This is a genomic window from uncultured Nostoc sp. (genome assembly GCF_964247315.1).
Lineage (GTDB): Bacteria > Cyanobacteriota > Cyanobacteriia > Cyanobacteriales > Nostocaceae > Nostoc.
Genome location: NZ_CAXTTT010000030.1, coordinates 35,045 through 55,884 on the forward strand (window position 1 = coordinate 35,045; position 20,840 = coordinate 55,884).

Sequence of the window (20,840 nt, forward strand, 5' to 3'; positions counted from 1 at the left end):
CCAAAGTAATAATTATGTCTACTCATGACCTGTTAATGCTAGTAACGCTACTTACCCCCGGTATTTTACTTTCAGTAATAATTATGTTGACTTTTGCTGCTGGTGGTTGATTGCCAGAGTTAGGGAGTAAGAAAACTGGGATTTAGGATTGTATCTTAAATCTCAAATAACTACTTCCCAGTTAATTTGAATCAAACAATGTAAACGCGATGTCCGATGAGCTGCGATCCTCAAAGACTCGCTATCGGTGACGCTGTATTAAAGGAACGTAAAAAATGAAGGTGGCATTTCTGGGAACTGGACTGATGGGACTACCAATGGCTCAAAGGTTATTAGCCGCAGATATACAGCTAGTTGCCTACAATCGTACCCCAGAAAAATTAGCACCACTACAAGCAGCTGGGGCTGAAATTGCTACACATCCCCGCCACGCCATTAGTGCTGCTGAGTGCGTAATCCTCATGCTCACTAATGCACCAGCCATTTATAATGTCTTACTTTCAGATACTGCTTCGCAAACTCTCAAGGAGCGCACTATCATCCAAATGGGAACAATTACGCCTACAGAAAGCCAGGAAATTAGAGATGCAGTTGTTGCTGGTGGGGGTGAGTATTTAGAAGCACCTGTATTAGGGAGTATCCCAGAAGCAAAAGCTGGCAAGTTGAGTGTTATGGTAGGGGCAGAGGCAGAACAATACGAACGCCACTTGAAGTTACTCCAAAATTTTGGGACAGAACCTTTACTTATCGGGCCAGTGGGATCTGCGGCGGCGCTTAAATTGGCACTAAATCAACTAATAGCTTCTTTAACAACTAGCTTTGCTCTGAGTCTAGCTTTTGTCCAGCGTCAAGGTGTCGATGTCGATGTGTTTATGCAAATCTTGCGCGACAGTTCACTCTACGCACCTACCTTTGACAAAAAGCTACAACGGATGCTAGATGGCAATTATGCCGATCCCAATTTCCCCACAAAACACTTGCTTAAAGATACGGAATTATTTATCTCAGAAGCGAAATCTCGGAGTTTGGATATTAGCAGTATTAAAGGAGTGCGGCAAATATTGCAAACAGCCGTGAAAATGTCATTTGCTGATGATGATTACTCATCACTCTTTTCAGTCATTAAAGAATGGGGAGAAGCGATGGGGGAATAAATTTTTGTAGGGTCTACAACTATACATTGGTGTCAATATAACGTTAAAAGGGCGGTTGATAACCGCCCTGCCTGTAAGTTGACACTTGAAAAATTTTGTAAATTCGGTTCTTCTTACACCCCGGCATTCCTGATATATCTTTGAAAATGCTCAATCAAAAAATTTTAACTGAATCGTAATCGTTAAAAGGATATTACTGGCCATTAATAGTATTTGATGGGGAAAATGGCAAAGATTCAGTCTGAGGCTGAGGTTGAGACGGAGGCTGAGGTTCAGGTTGAGGATTGAGAAATTCCTGCCAAGTCTTTATTTGCTCTTGCGCTGCACTATAAGCAGCACTACCGCGTGGAATTGATTTAGCAATGTCAATGCCTCTAGCAATATCAGACTGACCTTGAGTGCGTGCTATTTCTAACAATTGCTGACTCCATTGGTCAATAGCCTGATTCGCATCCATACGTAAGATGCTATTGTTTGAAACTCGATCCGCCAGTCGTATTGCTTCAGCCAAGGCTTCTGGAGTGCCAGCTGCCCCCACCTCCTGGGCTTTTTTCCAGTTTTCTCTAGTGCGGATTTGCCCTTCCCAGTCATTTATCGCAGCTTGTGCTTCTTGTGAAAGCGCCCTTCCTGATGAAGCAATTTGTTGAGCTGTGCTAATGGCGGCGGTGAGATTTCCACTTTGAGCCAGTTCTTGTGCTTGATCCAAGTAAGGTTGGTCTTGAATTCGCTCAATCTTTCCTACCCAAGTACGAATTTTTTTGCGTGCTTCTGGATACAATGCACGACCTCTACGAATTTCGCTAGCCTGAGCGATCGCAGCTTGCAAGGAGTTAATATCCTCGAATATTGCGATCTGTTCGGCGCGGTCTAAGTAAGGTTGGTCTTCAATTGTCTCCACTTGGGCGTTCCAGCGACCTATCTCTTGTCTAGCTTCTGCGCCTCTAGGGTTACTAGCAGGAATAAGCTGTACTTGGGCGATCGCTGCGGTTAAATTAGGGACTGTTCCCTGGCTAGCCAATATTCTGGCTTTTTCCAAATGGGCAACATCTTCAATTTCCAATTGCCAACGAGCAATTAGTTGCTGTGCTTCGTTATACACTGGTCTAGTAGGATCGATTTGTTGTGCTTGAGCGATCGCTGCCTCTAAACCAGAAACATTACCGATCCAAGCACTCCTTTTCGCGTCAGCTATGGCAATAAAGTCATCAGTTTCGCCTTGCAGTTTCGCACTTTCCGGTATTTCCCTAGCAATATTCAGCGCTTCATCCGCATCCTGCTTATCTAGTTTCGCCTGTGCTAATTCCAGCATTTTGCGTCCAAATGCCGGAATCGCTTCCTGAGCTTTTTGGTAAATGTAACTTTCCTGCCCAATCGACTCGGCTAACTTGATCGCTTCTAGGATGTTATCGACTACTTTGCTGTTTGCTAAACTTTCGGCTTTTCCTAACTTATCGCCATCTTCCCGTGCTGTGGCAATGAGACGATTCAATTGGTCGTATTTAGTACCCGCCCAGTATTGATTGTCTACACGCAGCATTTTAGCAGATAACATGAATGCCGATTGCCAGCGTCGTTCTTTTACTTCGGCGATCGCACCGTTGTATGTGGCTTCAGCCTTTGACCAAATCAACTGCCATCTGCCAATTTGCTCATCAACTAACTTATAAGCTGCTACATCTTCGGGTATCTTACGAGCAGTTGCGATCGCTTCCTCTAAATTCCCTGTTTGGAAACTTTGATCGGCTAGCTTCAAAATATCCCGCGACCATTCTTCGATGAAACGATCGATTTCTCCATGCAACGGGTGATTTTGTGGTAGTTGCTTCACCAGAGCGATCGCTTGTAATAGATCGTTCACTGTTTGCTTAGAAGCCGCTAACTGAGCGCAATGTAGCCGCACAGAAGCACTAGCTAGCGGCCAGAAAATCGAGGGGCAATTAGGAGCAGCTGGCAACTTGAATAGTATTGCCATTGCCAAGAATCCTACACTGCCGGGAATCAACATTAGTAGTACTAGCCACAACGTCCAGCTTTTCATCCACCGTGGCCATATCCCAGAATGACTACTGAGTTGAGCAGTTTCTTCTGAATGACTATTTATAGTTAATCCTTCCCTATGGTTTTTTTTTCGCCGCTTTACTGACTTGGAGGTAGAACCAGTAGCTGGGACATCAAATGGCTGAGTTTCACCGAATTGTTCTGTTCGGGATAATCTTTTGCTTTGATCTGGCTTTCTTCCACTGGCTGAAGACCAACTGTCTGGAATATCCCGCTCTGTCATCTCTCACACCAAAATAATTGAATAGCGCTCTGTCTATAGGTTGATAATTCCATTGTTGACATAGTAACTTTCTCGTTATTAAAAAGCTACTTTTTTGATTATCTCTCTCTACAGAGTACCATGATCAATCTCAAAAATCAGTGCTATTTTATACTTTATTGTCAAACAGCAGATTCGGCTTGCAAATCGGAAATTAGTTGAGCTAACTGATCGCTACTTGCCTGGTAGACGTTGCCGCAAAAGTCGCAAGTTGCTTCAGCACCATCATCCTTAATAATCATATCTTGCAGTTCAGCTTCTCCTAAAATCTTCAGTGCCCCCAAAACGCGATCAAAAGAGCAACCACAGTGGAAACGCAGCATTTGGTGTTCAGAAAAGATTTCCAACCCCATGTCTCCCAACAAGTCATCAAAGATTTCAGGTAACGTCTTCCCAGCTTGCAACAATGGCGTAAATCCTGCTAGACTGGCAACCCGTGATTCCAATGTTTCTATTAGGGCTTCGTCTCTGGCGGCTTTGGGCAATATTTGTACCAGTAATCCTCCAGCAGCAGTTACTCCTGCTGCTCCCACGAACACACCTAAAACTAAAGCCGAAGGTGTCTGTTCGGAATTCACCAAATAATGAGCGACATCATCACCAATTTCGCCAGAAACTAGTTCTACCGTACTAGAGTAGGGATAACCATAACCGATATCTCGTACAACGTAGAGGTAGCCGCCACCCACAGCACCACCAACATCTAATTTACCTTTGGCGTTGGGAGGCAATTCTACAGATGGATTCCCAACATATCCGCGTACTGTACCATCTAAGCCTGCATCTACTAATATCCCACCCAAAGGCCCATCGCCCTTAACACGGACATTGACCCTCGATCCAGTCCGCTTCATACTAGAAGCCATTAACAAGCCCGCCGTCATAGTCCGACCCAGTGCTGCCGTTGCCACATAAGAAAGCTGATGACGCTGCCGTGCTTCTTCTGTTAAACGTGTGGCGATCGCACCTACGGCACGAATTCCACCTTCGGCTGCTGTTGCACGAATTAACTGATCCGCCATGAATAACCTTACATTTCTTAACAAGTTCACTTTTTCTATTTTAAGTTCTCTGCTGCGAGAAAAGTGACCTAGTGATCATCAGTGATTGTATTTGCAATATTAGAGATAGCGATGTCTTATCTTTAGGTAATCCGAGAAAAATGCTGGGTAATTTTCAACAAAGCCAACTGCGGATTGAAATCGAAGCATCAACAGATGCAATTCGTGACAGTCTATTGCATCCAGTACAACTAAAAAAATGGCTTTTAGGGCAACGTTTTGCGCCAGGAATGCCAGAAGAACTACTTCCCGGATTCCAGTTTACAACCTGGACTGGGCCAGTCGCGATTCATCATCAAGTAAATGTTGTCAAATCCAACTGCCTCCGCTTAGTACTCAGCGGAGGCATTGACGGCTTCCACGAATGGTACTGGGGAGAAGGTTGGGTACAGTCCCGCTTGGAAGGAGTTTCACTTTTGCCCTTGAATTTGGGTCAAACACTCAGCTTGTTGAGCTTGCGCCAGTTTCTGGCAAATCAAGAACGTTGAATTGACTGAACGTAGAAAAGGAATTTTCCTTGTCTCTATAGCTAGCCCTTTCAAGGTAACTTGAAAAATCCTTTTTTCTCTCTGCACCACGGACACTTTGCTCAAGTAGGAAAACCCGCTCATGCAAGTGTCCTCTTCTGTGGCAGTGCGGTTTAAAAGTAATTTATCTAACAACTCTAAACGCAGACAACACGGAATTGCATAGTTTAAAATTCTTAAACCCTTGTGCACTATGTTGTCTACTTTCTAGACTTATAGGAATTAGTTTTCTCTTGACTAGTTTATAGCGGCTATCAGTGCCACGATCGTATTTCAGGTATTCTTCAAAGGCTAGTTTTGGGGTGGTTATAGATAGCCATTGCTTCTCCTTGTAAATCTTTACCTTGGTTTGACGACCAACACTGAACAATTAGCCTCTTCTACAACTTGACTGCTAACAGAACCCTGAACAATTCGTTTCATCCCCATCAAGCCCCTACTGCCAATTACGATCAAGTCAGTTTTATAAATATTGGCAAGACGAATAATCTCTTCAGCGGGATCGCCAGTTACTAACTCTAATTCACTTCTGGCTGATAACTTTTCCTGATATAATTGCAGTTGCTTTTCAATATGAAAATAAGAAAACGTTGGGGACTCTGGCTGAGGGCGATCGGCAGGTAGTTCCATTTCTGACTCTGGTGTGAGAAACACATGACAGAGAATAACCTTGGCGTCTTTTGAAAACACCAAATTATCTAAAGCTTGAATTACTCGTTCTGAAATATCCGAACCGTCCAGAGCTACCAAAACACTATTTAGCACTGCTCTCGTCTCCTAAAGAGTAGACCCCTTACATACATAAGTATCTAGCAAAATTAGTCGGCAGCGACACTAAACTAATTTTTTATCTGACAACTTAGTTTATATATTTAAGGCTACGCCATTGGTCAGCTAGTTTTACGCCACTTTCATGCGAAGGGGTTGTAGTAACTTTTCTGGAGAAGCTTCTCACGAGTTTCTGGGAGAGGTTTTCCTCTGCCAGAAACTAACGTCGGCAATCCCCGACTTGTGGACGCTTAAAGGGTGACTGAAGACAGGATAGCAAATAGTGTGCTTTAGCATAGCTTACCGTAGATATCGCTATCCAAACTTTAATTTATAAGAAAAAATTAAGCTTTCCAAATCACTCTTCTTGCTGAACTCGGCGTCGGACTGAATCAGCATGGGAAGGTAAACCTTCTGCTGTTGCTAGCACATCAATAGCACCAGCCACATTTTGCAATGCGGTTTGGGAGTATTGAATAATACTGGAGTGTTTAAGGAAAGTTTCAACACCCAATGCCGAAGCATAGCGGGCAGCACCAGAAGTTGGCAAGGTATGATTAGGTCCTGCCAAATAGTCTCCTACAGCTTCTGGTGTTGAGTAACCTAAAAAGATTGCCCCAGCGTGGCGAATCTGTGGTAAGAGTGCCCAAGGGTCTTTGATTTCTAATTCCAAGTGTTCGGGAGCAAATTCATTTGAGAGTTCTGCTGCTGCTTCGAGCGATTCCACAAGGATAATCAAGCCATAGTGAGCGATCGCTTTTTCTGTGTCTATTCGCCGTGGATGATCCACTAGCTGTCTTTCCAAAGCTAATTGTACGTTTTTCGCCAAAGCAGCATCTGTGGTCAGCAAAATCGCTGCTGCCATTGGATCGTGTTCGGCTTGGGCCAACAAGTCAGCAGCTACATGTACTGGATTTGCGGTTTCATCGGCAATCACCAGCACTTCGCTGGGGCCTGCCAAAGAATCAATACCGACGGTGCCATAGACAAGTTTTTTCGCTAGGGTGACATAAATGTTACCAGGCCCAGTAATCACATTCACTTTCGGAATCGTTTCTGTACCATAAGCTAAAGCGGCGATCGCTTGTGCGCCCCCAATGCGATAAATTTCTTGCACCCCTGCTTCTTGGGCAGCTACCAAAACTGCTGGATTAATAGCACCCCCTGGCCCTGGTGGTGTTACCATCACCACGTGGGGTACAGCAGCAACATGAGCCGGAATTGCATTCATTAGCACTGTACTGGGATAGGCGGCACGGCCACCAGGCACATACAACCCGGCTCGGTCTACAGGAGTGTAGCGTTTGCCCAGTACTACTTCATCGTCACCAAAGTGTACCCAGCTTTTTGGTACTCGCTGACGATGAAACGCTTCAATTTGGCGGCAAGCTAGCCGAACTGCGCCCAACAACTCCTTTGATACCTGCTGATAGGCTGCATCCAGTTCCGAGCCTGTAACTCGGAGTTCTTCTGCTTTGAGTGTTTGTTTGTCAAATTCGTCCGTGTAATGCAATACAGCTTTGTCGCCTTGGCGCTTCACTGCTTGCAAAATTTCCCGCACCGTTGCTTCTTTGTGAAGTACCTGTTCGTCATGGGTGCGATCGCAGATCCGTTGTAGTTCTGCTCTAACGTCTGCCTGCTGAGTAATAATTCGCAGCATGGAGTAAGGACAATGCCAAAATTATAATATTGCCACCTGAGATTTAGTATTGCTCTTGACCCACTGGGGTGTGCAAGCTGACTCTAATTCTCTTCTCTAGCTTAACCTGGATTTTTTTGATACTCTCAAGGCTACCAGCGTATAGTTTGCTTGAGAAGGCGACTTAATTGCTCAATCCGACAAGCCTTGACTGGCTAGCGGCAGGAAGCAGGTGTGCCATTTCCCACTCCCCTTACGCCCTTTCCCTCAATCCTTGTGGGGTGCAGATGGTATGTTTACACATCCAATCCCCTGAATTTACAGGGGTTAGGGTCTGAGTATAATTTTTACTTATTTCCCTAACTTTTATTAGTTAATGTGTGTACAGACACGATATATCGGTTCTATACTTAAGAATCCCTGAAATTTAGCTCTTTACAGTTACTGTCTCTAAATAATACATCTGGTTTACGGACAAATCATATTTATTGACAATTACATTGCTTAATCAGGTTGTGATGAGTTAGGGTAACAGTTATTTAGATGATGTATTTTATTTTAACGCATTTCCTAAATCGACGAAATATTGAATTGGCTAGTAGAGACTATTGATTTTCATTCATGCCCAATACCTAATCTTATAATTTTTTTAGTAAATTATAACATTGGCAATTTGGATGCTATATTAGTAAGTCTAGTAGTGTGTGTACATAATTAATAATCGTATTTTTGGAATTGACTGTGGCGAATACAAAGTCTGCTCTCAAGCGTGCCCAAATCGCAGAACGTAACCGACTGCGTAATAAATCTTATAAATCAGCAGTCAAGACGCTGATGAAGAAATACCTCAATGCTGTAACTGCTTATACAGCTAATCCTACCCCAGAATTAAAACAAGAAGCGCAGGCTCGGTTATCCGAGGCTTACGGGAAAATTGATAAGGCAATCAAACGAGGTGTTCTTCACCCCAACAATGGGGCAAGGAAAAAGTCAAGATTGGCTCACAGATTAACACCCCTCACACAAACGTCTGAGTAGTTACTGGCCATTTGTCCTTAGTCATTGGTAACAAAACAAACGACAAATGATCGAGGACAAGCCACAAAGGACAAAAGATGCAACTGATAGACACTCATGTACATCTTAACTTTGATAGTTTCCAGCCGGATTTAGCAAAAGTGCGATCGCGGTGGCAAGAAGCAGGTGTAGTGCGTTTAGTGCATTCCTGCGTTCACCCGGAGGAGTTTTTCAGTATTCAATCCCTAGCACAAGAGTTTCCCGAAATTAGCTTTGCTGTGGGATTACATCCTTTAGATGCTGATAAATGGAATAGCGAAACAGTCGCTAAAATCAAAACTTTAGCGAGTTCTGACTCGAATGTTGTAGCAATTGGGGAAATGGGGCTGGATTTTTATAAAGCTGATAACTATGATCAACAGTATATGGTGTTCGAGTCCCAGTTGGCGATCGCATCTGAACTAAACTTACCAGTGATTATCCACTGCCGTGATGCTGCAGTGGCAACCAAAGAATTGTTGCAAAAATGGCGGCAACTCAAAGGAGAAAGAGTGCGAGGTGTGATGCATTGCTGGGGAGGAACACCTGAAGAAACTCAATGGTTTCTCGATTTAGGCTTTTATATAAGCTTTAGCGGTACAGTAACGTTCAAAAATGCCAAAGCAATCCAATCCTCCGCTGCAATGGTAAATAGCGATCGCCTACTGATTGAAACAGATTGCCCATTTCTGTCTCCAGTTCCAAAACGGGGCGAGAGGCGCAACGAGCCTGCCTACGTACTTTATGTAGCCGAGCAAGTAGCTAAACTGCGTCATGAAACGGTAGAGGCAATCGCCCATCAAACCACCCAAAATGCCTGTGAATTATTCGGTTTGTCAATATCAAGTGTGTCCTAGTATCTTTTGTTAAGTTGTGTAAAAAAGAATAAACTTATAGGGGGACAGAAATATGCTAGTATTATTCCCTCAAAAACATTTTGCTTGCGCCATAATGATAAAGGAAGGAACATAAAACTTCTCATCCTGATTTTCCATGCTGTTATGGCTTAGCCATCCTCAAAATCTCTACAAGCGGATGCTCTCCCCAGATGACTAACTGTGCCAAGCTAAATTGAGCTGGACTTTTGCACAACATCGGTTTAGTTTGTATTGAACCTATTCAAAATCGTTAAACAAAAATTGCCTTGTGAGTACAATCCAGCAAAATGAAGTGATTCTGATTCAAAATCGACAATGTGCGGATCATTCCCTCAGTCTTAGGATATCTAAAATATCACTGAGAGTATCAACAGCGGGGTGGATTTAAAACACACTGTGTGGAGCTGCGTCAGCAAATTAACGCGCTTTTTGGAGGGGAAGTGAAAAAAGTAAATCAAATTCAGGAATATTTTAACTGGATATTCTATTTGAAATGGGCATTGGGAAGCCACCGTATTGGGCGGCTTTGCCGACTTTTGCCCCTACTCTTAAGCAAGCTATGCGTAGCGTGTTTGACAGGAAAAGCAAATGGCTCGATTGGGGATGAGATGCAGAGGGGAAAGACTTTCAGCAACTTTTCCCATGCTCTCCTAGTGGCCAGTAGTACCCAGTACCCATTACTTAGTCCCTATTAAGGGCAATTTTCGCAAGGAAAATTGCTCATTCCAGCCAGATTTAATCGCTGTGTTTGCCCACAAATGCAAATCACCAGTGTGTAATAAAAAGTTCCCAAACAGCCAAGGGCACTGGCCTAGCAGTGGGAAGCGTCAAACAGCAGTGTCCAAGGGAAAATTTAACCAGGTTGACAAAGGTAAAGGCATGACTAAAGAAACATATATGGAACCCGCCTTTCTGTTACCCGATTTGATTGAAATCCAGCGGTCAAGCTTTCGCTGGTTTTTAGAAGAAGGGCTGATAGAAGAACTTAACTCCTTTAGTCCTATTACAGATTATACGGGTAAATTAGAACTGCACTTTTTGGGTCATAACTACAAACTCAAGGAGCCAAAGTACAGTGTCGAAGAAGCTAAACGGCGCGATAGTACCTATGCTGTCCAAATGTATGTTCCCACACGTCTAATTAATAAAGAAACCGGGGAAATCAAAGAACAAGAGGTATTCATTGGTGATTTGCCTTTGATGACCGATCGCGGCACGTTTATTATTAACGGAGCCGAGCGGGTAATTGTCAACCAAATAGTGCGATCGCCAGGGGTTTATTACAAATCAGAAATCGACAAAAACGGGCGACGTACTTATTCAGCTAGCTTAATTCCCAACCGGGGAGCATGGCTGAAATTTGAAACAGACCGTAACGATTTGGTGTGGGTACGTATCGACAAAACCCGCAAACTCTCAGCGCAAGTACTCCTAAAGGCTTTAGGGTTATCAGACAACGAAATCTTTGACGCTTTACGCCACCCAGAGTATTTCCAGAAAACCATCGAAAAAGAAGGGCAATTCTCTGAAGAAGAAGCCCTGATGGAGTTATATCGGAAACTGCGTCCTGGTGAACCACCGACAGTATTAGGTGGACAACAACTTTTAGACTCCCGTTTCTTTGACCCGAAACGTTATGACCTTGGTCGCGTCGGACGATACAAGCTGAACAAAAAATTGCGCCTTTCTGTCCCAGACACCATGCGCGTGTTAACTCCTGGCGATATTTTGGCAGCCGTAGATTACCTAATCAACCTGGAATATGACATTGGTAATATCGACGACATTGACCATTTAGGCAATCGGCGGGTGAGAAGCGTCGGTGAATTGCTGCAAAACCAAGTACGGGTAGGCTTAAATCGCCTAGAGAGAATTATTCGGGAACGGATGACCGTATCTGATGCTGAAGTGCTAACTCCTGCTTCTTTAGTGAATCCCAAACCATTGGTAGCAGCAATTAAAGAATTCTTTGGTTCGAGCCAGTTAAGTCAGTTCATGGATCAAACAAATCCTCTAGCAGAACTGACCCACAAACGTCGTCTGAGTGCCCTTGGCCCTGGTGGTTTAACCCGCGAACGCGCTGGATTTGCAGTGCGGGATATTCATCCTAGTCACTATGGACGCATTTGCCCGATTGAGACACCAGAAGGCCCCAACGCTGGATTGATTGGCTCCTTGGCAACCCATGCGCGGGTTAACCTGTATGGGTTCTTAGAAACACCATTTAGACCTGTGGAAAATGGGCGAGTCAGATTTGATCTGCCTCCAGCCTATATGACAGCCGATGAAGAAGATGACCTGCGGGTTGCTCCGGGAGATATTCCTGTAGATGAAACAGGGCACATTATTGGGCCACAAGTGCCAGTCCGCTATCGCCAAGAATTTTCCACCACAACACCAGAACAGGTTGACTACGTAGCAGTATCTCCCGTACAGATTGTGTCGGTAGCAACCAGCATGATTCCCTTCTTGGAGCATGATGATGCTAACCGAGCGCTGATGGGATCGAACATGCAACGGCAAGCAGTACCCCTGCTCAAGCCAGAGCGTCCTTTGGTGGGTACTGGTTTGGAAGCACAAGGAGCAAGAGACTCCGGGATGGTGATTGTATCGCGCACCGATGGCGATGTCACTTATGTAGATGCTACAGAAATTCGCGTCCGTCCTAAACCTAATACCCCAGAAATTAAGTACATCCTTTCCAAGTACCAACGTTCTAACCAAGACACCTGTTTAAATCAGAAACCTCTCGTCCGCATTGGGGAACGGGTTGTTGCAGGTCAGGTATTGGCTGATGGCTCCTCTACCGAAGGCGGTGAATTGGCGCTAGGACAAAATATTGTTGTTGCGTATATGCCTTGGGAAGGCTACAACTACGAAGACGCAATTTTAATCTCTGAAAGACTGGTGCAGGATGATGTCTACACCTCAATTCACATTGAAAAATATGAAATTGAAGCGAGACAAACCAAACTCGGACCAGAAGAAATCACTAGAGAAATTCCCAACGTCGGGGAAGATGCCTTGCGTCAGTTGGATGAACAGGGAATCATTCGCATTGGGGCATGGGTAGAAGCTGGTGATATCTTGGTAGGAAAAGTCACACCCAAAGGTGAATCTGACCAACCGCCAGAAGAAAAACTGTTGCGTGCCATTTTCGGTGAAAAAGCAAGGGATGTGCGAGACAATTCGCTGCGAGTGCCAAATGGTGAAAAAGGTCGCGTAGTTGATGTTCGCTTGTTTACGCGCGAACAAGGCGATGAACTGCCACCAGGAGCCAATATGGTAGTCCGGGTCTATGTTGCGCAAAAACGCAAAATCCAAGTTGGCGACAAAATGGCAGGACGCCACGGTAACAAAGGGATTATTTCTCGAATATTACCAGCGGAAGATATGCCTTATTTGCCCGATGGTTCACCAGTGGACATTGTACTCAACCCCTTGGGCGTACCCAGTCGGATGAACGTCGGACAAGTATTTGAGTGCCTCTTGGGTTGGGCTGGTCAGACCTTGGGAGTACGATTTAAAATTACTCCCTTTGATGAAATGTACGGTGAAGAGTCATCCCGCCGAATTGTGCATGGCAAATTGCAAGAAGCACGAGACGAAACAGGCAAAGACTGGGTATATAACCCAGATAACCCAGGTAAAATCATGGTGTATGACGGTCGTACAGGTGAACCTTTTGACCGAGCAATTACCATCGGTGTGGCTTATATGCTGAAACTGGTGCATTTGGTGGATGATAAGATCCACGCCCGTTCTACAGGCCCATACTCACTCGTGACTCAGCAACCCTTGGGTGGTAAAGCACAACAAGGTGGTCAGCGGTTTGGAGAAATGGAAGTGTGGGCATTGGAAGCCTTTGGTGCGGCTTATACCTTACAGGAATTGCTTACAGTTAAATCTGACGATATGCAAGGACGGAATGAAGCGTTAAATGCGATCGTTAAAGGTAAGGCAATTCCTCGGCCTGGAACTCCAGAATCCTTTAAGGTGCTAATGCGCGAGTTGCAATCATTGGGATTAGACATTGCTGTACATAAGGTAGAAACCCAAGCAGACGGCAGTTCCCTAGATGTGGAAGTCGATTTGATGGCAGACCAATCAGCCCGTCGCACACCTCCTCGACCTACGTACGAATCTCTTTCTCGCGAATCGCTGGAAGATGACGAATAAGGAGTGCTAAGTGCTGAGTGCTGAGTGCTGAGTATTCAAAAACTCAGTAATTGGCATTTAGCACTTGGATCTCTCTTAATTCAAACCTTAAAACTAAATATACTCAAAACTCATAACTCGAAACTCAGCACTTAAGTATGAGACCTGCCCAAACTAATCAGTTTGACTACGTAAAAATCGGCTTGGCTTCCCCTGAACGCATTCGGCAGTGGGGTGAAAGAACATTGCCCAATGGTCAAGTAGTCGGTGAAGTTACCAAGCCAGAGACGATTAACTACCGAACTCTCAAGCCAGAGATGGATGGCTTATTTTGTGAGCGCATCTTTGGCCCTGCAAAAGATTGGGAATGCCATTGTGGCAAGTATAAAAGAGTTCGTCACAGAGGCATTGTCTGTGAGCGCTGTGGGGTAGAAGTCACCGAGTCACGGGTGCGTCGCCACCGCATGGGCTATATTAAACTCGCCGCACCAGTAGCTCACGTCTGGTATCTCAAAGGCATTCCTAGCTATATTTCCATCCTGTTGGATATGCCCTTGCGGGATGTCGAGCAGATTGTTTATTTCAACTCCTATGTTGTCCTGAGTCCAGGTAATGCCGAAACTTTAACTTACAAACAGCTACTAAGTGAAGACCAGTGGTTGGAAATAGAAGACCAAATTTATAGCGAAGATTCTCAGTTGCAAGGCGTAGAGGTAGGTATTGGTGCTGAAGCACTGTTGCGTTTGCTTGCCGATATTAATTTAGAGCAAGAAGCGGAAAGCCTACGGGAAGAAATTGGCAACGCCAAGGGACAAAAAAGAGCCAAGCTAATTAAGCGACTACGGGTGATTGACAACTTTATCGCCACTGGTTCCAAACCAGAGTGGATGGTAATGGCAGTTATTCCTGTGATTCCCCCCGACTTGCGCCCAATGGTGCAGCTAGATGGAGGACGGTTTGCTACCAGCGATTTAAATGATTTGTATCGGCGGGTAATTAACCGCAACAATCGTTTGGCACGCTTGCAAGAAATTTTGGCACCTGAGATTATTGTGCGGAACGAAAAGCGGATGCTGCAAGAAGCAGTGGATGCTTTGATTGATAATGGTCGTCGGGGACGCACTGTGGTAGGGGCAAATAACCGACCACTGAAATCTTTGTCCGACATTATTGAGGGTAAGCAAGGACGTTTCCGACAAAACTTGTTAGGTAAACGGGTTGACTACTCTGGACGTTCGGTAATTGTTGTTGGGCCAAAGCTGAAAATTCACCAGTGCGGTTTGCCTAGAGAAATGGCAATTGAGCTATTCCAACCATTTGTGATTAACCGCCTGATTCGTAGCGGCATGGTAAATAATATCAAAGCTGCAAAAAAGCTAATATCACGTAATGATCCCAGTGTTTGGGATGTGCTGGAAGAAGTGATTGAAGGACACCCTGTAATGCTAAATCGGGCACCAACGTTGCACCGCTTGGGTATTCAGTCTTTTGAACCGATTTTAGTAGAAGGTAGAGCGATTCAACTGCATCCTCTGGTGTGTCCAGCATTTAATGCCGACTTTGACGGTGACCAAATGGCGGTACACGTCCCGCTGTCGTTAGAAAGTCAGGCTGAAGCACGGTTATTGATGTTGGCTTCTAACAATATTTTGTCACCAGCCACAGGTAAACCTATTATCACGCCTAGCCAAGATATGGTGTTGGGGGCGTATTACTTAACAGCAGAAAATCCCGGTGCGACAAAAGGCGCAGGAAAGTACTTTTCTTCGCTAGAGGATGTAATTATGGCTTTCCAGCAAGAGCAAATTGACTTGCACGCCTATATCTATGTGCGGTTTGACGGTGAAATAGAATCAGACCAACCGGATACAGAACCCGTGAAAGTGACGGAAAACGAGGATGGTACCCGCACATTACTCTATAAGTTCCGTCGAGTCAGACAAGACGCTAAAGGCAATGTACTTTCTCAGTATATATATACCACTCCCGGTCGCGTTATTTACAATAATGCTATTCAGGAAGCACTAGCAAGTTAATTCGTAATTTCCAAATCGTAATTCGTAATTGAAGAATTAATTACGAATTACAAACTACGAATTATTAATTATTGATGACTCAGGACTAATGACTAATGACTAACGAAAAAATGATTTTTCGCAATCGCGTGGTTGACAAAGGTCAATTGAGGAATTTAATTTCTTGGGCCTTTACGTATTATGGTACGGCGCGAACCGCAGTAATGGCGGATAAACTGAAAGATTTGGGATTTCGCTACGCTACCAAAGCAGGGGTTTCCATCAGTGTAGATGACTTGATGGTGCCACCAACTAAGCGATTGCTCTTAGAAGCAGCCGAAGAAGAAATTCGCGCCACTGAAACCCGTTACCAACGGGGAGAAATCACGGAAGTAGAACGCTTCCAAAAGGTAATCGATACCTGGAACGGTACTAGTGAAGCTTTGAAAGATGAAGTAGTTGTTCACTTCAAGAAGACCAATCCCCTAAACTCCGTATACATGATGGCATTCTCCGGTGCACGGGGTAACATCTCTCAAGTTCGGCAATTGGTGGGGATGCGGGGACTGATGGCAGATCCTCAAGGGGAAATTATCGATTTGCCCATCAAAACCAACTTCCGTGAAGGACTAACTGTGACGGAATACATTATTTCGTCTTACGGTGCCAGAAAAGGATTGGTGGATACTGCGTTACGAACAGCTGACTCTGGTTATCTTACCCGCCGTTTGGTGGACGTATCCCAGGATGTGATTATTCGGGAATTTGACTGCGGCACCACCAGAGGTCTTAGCATTCGACCAATGACAGAAGGGGCTAAAACCTTGATTCCTCTAGCAACTCGCTTAATGGGACGGGTAATTGGCGAAGATGTGGTGCATCCAGTGACAAAAGAAGTGATCGCAGCACGTAATACCCCGATTTCTGAGGACTTGGCCAAGAAAATTGAAAAATCTGGGGTGGGAGAAGTTGTAGTGCGATCGCCCCTAACTTGTGAAGCTGCACGTTCTGTCTGTCAACACTGCTATGGCTGGAGTTTGGCCCACGCCAAGATGGTAGATTTGGGCGAAGCAGTGGGGATTATTGCCGCCCAAAGTATCGGTGAACCTGGTACTCAGTTAACCATGCGGACATTCCACACAGGTGGTGTGTTTACCGGGGAAGTAGCGCAACAAGTTCGTTCTAAAATTGATGGGACTGTCAAACTTCCCCGTAAACTGAAAACCAGAACATATCGTACCCGCCACGGGGAAGATGCCCTCTATGTTGAGGCTAATGGCATCATGCTTTTGGAGCCAACAAAAGTAGGTGATGTTACTCCAGACAACCAAGAGGTTCATCTTACCCAAGGTTCAACACTATATGTATTTGATGGAAATCAGGTAAAACAAGGTCAGTTGTTGGCAGAGGTTGCCCTCGGTGGACGCACAACTCGGACTAATACAGAAAAAGCCGTTAAAGATGTTGCTTCTGACTTGGCAGGGGAAGTGCAATTTGCCGAAGTAGTTCCAGAACAAAAAACCGACCGTCAAGGTAATACCACAACCACAGCCGCACGGGGTGGTTTGATTTGGATTTTGTCTGGGGAAGTTTACAACTTGCCGCCTGGTGCAGAATTGGTGGTGAAAAATGGTGATGCGATCGCTTCTAATGGAGTTTTAGCAGAAACCAAATTAACTAGTTTGCACGGTGGTGTAGTGCGGTTGCCCGAAGCTACCCCAGGTAAGAGTACCAGGGAAATTGAGATTATCACCGCTTCTGTAGTCTTAGACCAGGCAACAGTGACTGTTCAAAGTTCTCAAGGCCGCAATAACTACTTAGTCTCCACGGGCAACAACCAGGTATTTAACCTCCGGGCGACACCAGGCACAAAAGTGCAAAATGGTCAAGTAGTAGCTGAGTTAATTGATGACCGCTATCGCACAACCACTGGTGGATTCCTGAAATTCGCGGGTGTTGAAGTCCAGAAAAAAGGCAAAGCCAAGCTGGGTTATGAAGTCGTGCAGGGCGGTACCTTGTTATGGATTCCTGAAGAAAGCCACGAAGTTAATAAAGATATCTCCTTACTTTTGGTGGAAGACGGTCAGTTTGTCGAAGCTGGCACTGAAGTAGTGAAGGATATCTTCTGCCAAAACAGTGGTGTGGTAGAAGTAACCCAGAAAAACGACATCCTGCGGGAAGTGGTCGTGAAGCCAGGGGAACTACTGATGGTGGACGATCCCGAATCAGTTATCGGGCGAGATAACACCTTTATCCAACCAGGTGAGGAATTCCAAGGCAACGCCGCCACGGAATTGCGTTATATCCAGTATGTCGAAACACCAGAAGGGCCAGCCCTGTTGAGTCGTCCAGTAGTTGAGTTTGCCGTACCAGATAATCCAGATGTGCCATCAACGACATCGGTAAGTCAACAAACTGGGCGATCGATTCAATTGCGGGCTGTGCAACGGCTACCTTACAAAGATTCAGAACGCGTCAAATCTGTTGAAGGTGTAGAACTGCTGCGAACCCAGCTAGTGCTGGAAATTGAGCAAGAAGGGGAACAAGACCACAATGCTTCACCCTTGGCAGCAGATATTGAATTGGTAGAAGATACTGAAGACCCAGAAGTTCAACGTTTGCAACTGGTAATTTTGGAATCTTTGGTAATTCGTCGAGACATTACCGCCGATGCCACCCAAGGTAGCACCCAGACTACACTTGAGGTACATGATGGGCTAACCATCGCCCCAGGTTCTGTAGTTGCACGTACCCAAATCTTATGCAAAGAAGGAGGGGAAGTGCGGGGTGTTCAAAAAGGAGCCGAAAACGTGCGTCGTTGTTTGGTGTTGCGTGACGTTGATAGGCTGATCGCAAATACTAGTACTCAGCCCAAGGTAAAAGTGGGTGACTTGCTAGTAGAAGGTACAGAAGTTGCTCCTGGAGTTTTTGCCCAAGAATCAGGGCAAGTAGTGGATATCAAAAGTGTCGCTGCTGCATCTGGTGAGGAATCAGCTTTAAGTACTAAAAATTACGTTATTACTACCCGCATCGGTCGCCCTTATCGAGTCAGCCCTGGTGCTGTGTTGCAGATAGAAGACGGCGATTTGGTACAACGGGGTGATAACTTGGTGTTGCTGGTGTTTGAACGCGCCAAAACCGGAGATATCATTCAAGGTTTGCCCCGAATTGAGGAACTACTTGAAGCTCGTAAACCGAAAGAAGCGTGCATCTTATGTCGGCGGGGTGGAGAAGTTAAAGTAGTTTACGGTGATGGTGATGAAGCGATCGCCATCAAGGTCGTAGAATCAAATGGTGTGGTGACAGATTATCCTCTGGGCCCAGGACAAAATTTGATTGTGCCAGATGGATCAATAGTATTAGCGGGACAACCGTTGACCGATGGGCCATCCAATCCCCACGAAATTTTGGAAATCTTCTTTAGCTTGGGTTCTGAAGACGGAATCTATGCTTGTGCTAGCCTTGCCTTGCAAAAGGTACAGACTTTCTTGGTGAATGAAGTGCAAATGGTGTACCAATCTCAAGGGATTGATATTTCCGATAAGCACATTGAAGTGATTGTTCGCCAGATGACCAACAAAGTCAGGATTGATGATGGTGGTGACACCACAATGCTTCCCGGCGAATTGGTGGAACTGCGCCAAGTTGAGCAGGTGAACGAAGCTATGGCAATTACAGGCGGTGCGAGGGCACAGTATACCCCAGTATTGTTGGGGATCACTAAAGCATCGTTGAACACCGACAGCTTTATTTCCGCCGCGTCCTTCCAAGAGACAACACGGGTACTCACCGAAGCCGCTATCGAAGGCAAATCTGACTGGCTGCGCGGATTAAAAGAAAACGTGATTATCGGGCGATTGATTCCGGCTGGTACTGGATACAATACTTATGAAGAACCAGGAGCGATCGATGACTATGCTGCTGAAATTACCAGTAGTGTGTTAGATGAAGTTGACGATCCCCTAGATATGGTCTTAGACGATCGCACAGCTCGCACCTATAATTTAGATTCTCCTACTCTTGGAGAATCTGGCTTTGGTAGCAGACGTGCAGAAAGGTCAATTCTAGATGAAGAAGATGAATTAATTGCTGACGAAGTAGTAGACGACGACGATTACGAGGAAGAAGAGGAAGACGACGAAGATGATTTCGACGACGAATAGAGACTTGAAATTTCGCGTCTAAAAGGTAAAAGGTAATATCAAGTCTGCTCAATTACCAATAACCAAAGTACCTCACCCGTGCTAGCGTGTCCTTTGTCAAGGGGCACGCTAGCTTCAGTTTTACTCCTCCATAATCCTTCCCGATGCGTTGGGAGAGGTTAACCTGAAATTCCTTTAAAACCTCGTTTCCAGCCTCTGGTTGGAAATGCTGCTCCTGGCGGCTTTGCCGCCAGCAAGGGAAGCGCAGCCTCTAAGACGACGGTATTCCCAGTCTCCGGCTGAGAACAAGACAATTAAGCATTAGCTGTTATTTTGAATTTCGTCTAACTTAGCACGCACTGCCTGGATATCCTGCCACATCAACCATTTCGGCATACCTCTTTCTTTGGAAGGGTTACGCAACAAGTAAGAAGGATGAAAAATTGGCATACATAAACGCCCTTCCCACTCCAGCCACTGTCCGCGAATTTTCGTAATCCCCCGCTTATCGCCAGTGATAGCTTTGACAGCAGTTGCACCCGTTAACAGAATTATTTTAGGATCAACTAAACGAATTTGTTCTAGTAGGTAGGGTAGACAAGCCGCCACTTCTACAGGAGTGGGAACTCTATTATTTGGTGGGCGACATTTATTGATATTGGCGATGTATACATCATGCTCAGTAGTAAGATTCACCGATGCCAAAATTTTCTCTAGCAATTGTCCCGATCTACCTACAAATGGTAAACCCGTTTCGTCTTCATTTTGACCCGGAGCTTCTCCCACAACCATAATTGGTGCTTTGAGATTGCCACGTCCGACAACAGCGTGAGTACGAGTGTCTCCCAATGCACAACGGTGGCAGCGATCGCAATCTTGTGTCAACTCCGTTATGTCAGAATAAGTTCCGGGAGCGATCAGAATTTTCACGTCTGTAGGAATCAGTTCTCGTTGATTAAAGGTTGAGTCGTCGAAGAGGCTGAGTTGAGTTTCGCTGCTCATGAAAATCGGGATTTTAGCATCAGCGCCAGCTGTTATATCTGAGTTAAATAGCCCTTTGGTTGGATATTTATCAGAACATTTAACTTTTGCTGAATACTTAATTATTTAGACAAATCTTAT

12 protein-coding genes are annotated in these 20,840 nt (G+C 45.1%); 7 read left to right on the forward strand and 5 right to left on the reverse strand.

All coding sequences use genetic code 11. The annotated features are described in order from the left end of the window. Positions 1-275: 275 nt before the first annotated feature. The gene (locus ACFE93_RS11535) at positions 276-1,154 is read left to right on the forward strand and encodes an NAD(P)-dependent oxidoreductase (protein WP_375473421.1); all 879 of its coding nucleotides are present in this window, start codon (positions 276-278) and stop codon (positions 1,152-1,154) included. Positions 1,155-1,347: 193 nt separating this feature from the next. On the opposite strand, the gene ACFE93_RS11540 is transcribed toward ACFE93_RS11535, so the two are convergent. Beyond that, a complete protein-coding gene (locus ACFE93_RS11540) occupies positions 1,348-3,435 on the reverse strand; it encodes a chromosome segregation ATPase (RefSeq protein ID WP_375473422.1) in 2,088 nt (695 codons plus the stop codon). Between the two features lie 161 nt (positions 3,436-3,596). Then, positions 3,597-4,496 (reverse strand): Hsp33 family molecular chaperone HslO, encoded by a 900-nt coding sequence (hslO, locus tag ACFE93_RS11545; RefSeq protein ID WP_375473423.1) that lies wholly within the window; start codon positions 4,494-4,496, stop codon positions 3,597-3,599. Positions 4,497-4,636: 140 nt separating this feature from the next. Here hslO and ACFE93_RS11550 point away from each other — a divergent pair, with 140 nt between their 5' ends. Then, positions 4,637-5,023, forward strand: a complete 387-nt coding sequence (locus ACFE93_RS11550; protein WP_375473424.1) for a hypothetical protein — start codon at positions 4,637-4,639, stop codon at positions 5,021-5,023. 378 nt (positions 5,024-5,401) lie between these two features. Here ACFE93_RS11550 and ACFE93_RS11555 read toward each other — a convergent pair whose 3' ends face one another. Further along, positions 5,402-5,827, reverse strand: coding sequence for a universal stress protein (locus ACFE93_RS11555; RefSeq protein WP_375473425.1), 426 nt, complete (start codon positions 5,825-5,827; stop codon positions 5,402-5,404). A gap of 361 nt (positions 5,828-6,188) precedes the next feature. Further along, positions 6,189-7,490: a histidinol dehydrogenase gene (gene hisD, locus ACFE93_RS11560; RefSeq protein WP_375473426.1), complete on the reverse strand. Its 1,302-nt coding sequence runs from the start codon at positions 7,488-7,490 to the stop codon at positions 6,189-6,191. A gap of 720 nt (positions 7,491-8,210) precedes the next feature. Between hisD and rpsT the strand changes: the two genes are divergently transcribed. The 5 genes from rpsT to ACFE93_RS11585 all read left to right on the forward strand — a co-directional run bounded on the left by rpsT (position 8,211) and on the right by ACFE93_RS11585 (position 19,739). After that, complete coding sequence (gene rpsT / locus ACFE93_RS11565; protein WP_375473427.1) at positions 8,211-8,507, forward strand: 30S ribosomal protein S20; 297 nt, start codon at positions 8,211-8,213, stop codon at positions 8,505-8,507. A 77-nt stretch (positions 8,508-8,584) separates the two neighbouring features. Then, positions 8,585-9,382, forward strand: a complete 798-nt coding sequence (locus ACFE93_RS11570) for a TatD family hydrolase (RefSeq protein WP_375473428.1) — start codon at positions 8,585-8,587, stop codon at positions 9,380-9,382. A gap of 900 nt (positions 9,383-10,282) precedes the next feature. Continuing rightward, on the forward strand, positions 10,283-13,582 hold the full coding sequence (rpoB, locus tag ACFE93_RS11575) for a DNA-directed RNA polymerase subunit beta (protein ID WP_322674423.1): 3,300 nt from the start codon (positions 10,283-10,285) through the stop codon (positions 13,580-13,582). Positions 13,583-13,719: 137 nt separating this feature from the next. Beyond that, positions 13,720-15,597 carry a DNA-directed RNA polymerase subunit gamma gene (locus ACFE93_RS11580; RefSeq protein ID WP_334817026.1) on the forward strand — a complete coding sequence of 626 codons (1,878 nt, stop codon included), beginning with the start codon at positions 13,720-13,722 and terminating at the stop codon, positions 15,595-15,597. Between the two features lie 95 nt (positions 15,598-15,692). After that, positions 15,693-19,739 carry a DNA-directed RNA polymerase subunit beta'' gene (locus ACFE93_RS11585; RefSeq protein ID WP_375473429.1) on the forward strand — a complete coding sequence of 1,349 codons (4,047 nt, stop codon included), beginning with the start codon at positions 15,693-15,695 and terminating at the stop codon, positions 19,737-19,739. 300 nt (positions 19,740-20,039) lie between these two features. Here ACFE93_RS11585 and ACFE93_RS11590 read toward each other — a convergent pair whose 3' ends face one another. Further along, positions 20,040-20,720, reverse strand: coding sequence for a uracil-DNA glycosylase family protein (locus ACFE93_RS11590; protein ID WP_375473430.1), 681 nt, complete (start codon positions 20,718-20,720; stop codon positions 20,040-20,042). Positions 20,721-20,840: the final 120 nt, after the last annotated feature.

Coding starts and splice junctions, on each gene's coding strand:
- ACFE93_RS11550 (WP_375473424.1), top strand. CDS start 4,637: ATGCTGGGTAATTTTCAACAAAGCCAACTGCGGATTGAAATCGAAGCA.
- rpoB (WP_322674423.1), top strand. CDS start 10,283: ATGACTAAAGAAACATATATGGAACCCGCCTTTCTGTTACCCGATTTG.
- ACFE93_RS11540 (WP_375473422.1), bottom strand. CDS start 3,435: ATGACAGAGCGGGATATTCCAGACAGTTGGTCTTCAGCCAGTGGAAGA.
- ACFE93_RS11570 (WP_375473428.1), top strand. CDS start 8,585: ATGCAACTGATAGACACTCATGTACATCTTAACTTTGATAGTTTCCAG.
- ACFE93_RS11580 (WP_334817026.1), top strand. CDS start 13,720: ATGAGACCTGCCCAAACTAATCAGTTTGACTACGTAAAAATCGGCTTG.
- ACFE93_RS11585 (WP_375473429.1), top strand. CDS start 15,693: ATGACTAACGAAAAAATGATTTTTCGCAATCGCGTGGTTGACAAAGGT.
- hisD (WP_375473426.1), bottom strand. CDS start 7,490: ATGCTGCGAATTATTACTCAGCAGGCAGACGTTAGAGCAGAACTACAA.
- ACFE93_RS11590 (WP_375473430.1), bottom strand. CDS start 20,720: ATGAGCAGCGAAACTCAACTCAGCCTCTTCGACGACTCAACCTTTAAT.
- hslO (WP_375473423.1), bottom strand. CDS start 4,496: ATGGCGGATCAGTTAATTCGTGCAACAGCAGCCGAAGGTGGAATTCGT.
- ACFE93_RS11535 (WP_375473421.1), top strand. CDS start 276: ATGAAGGTGGCATTTCTGGGAACTGGACTGATGGGACTACCAATGGCT.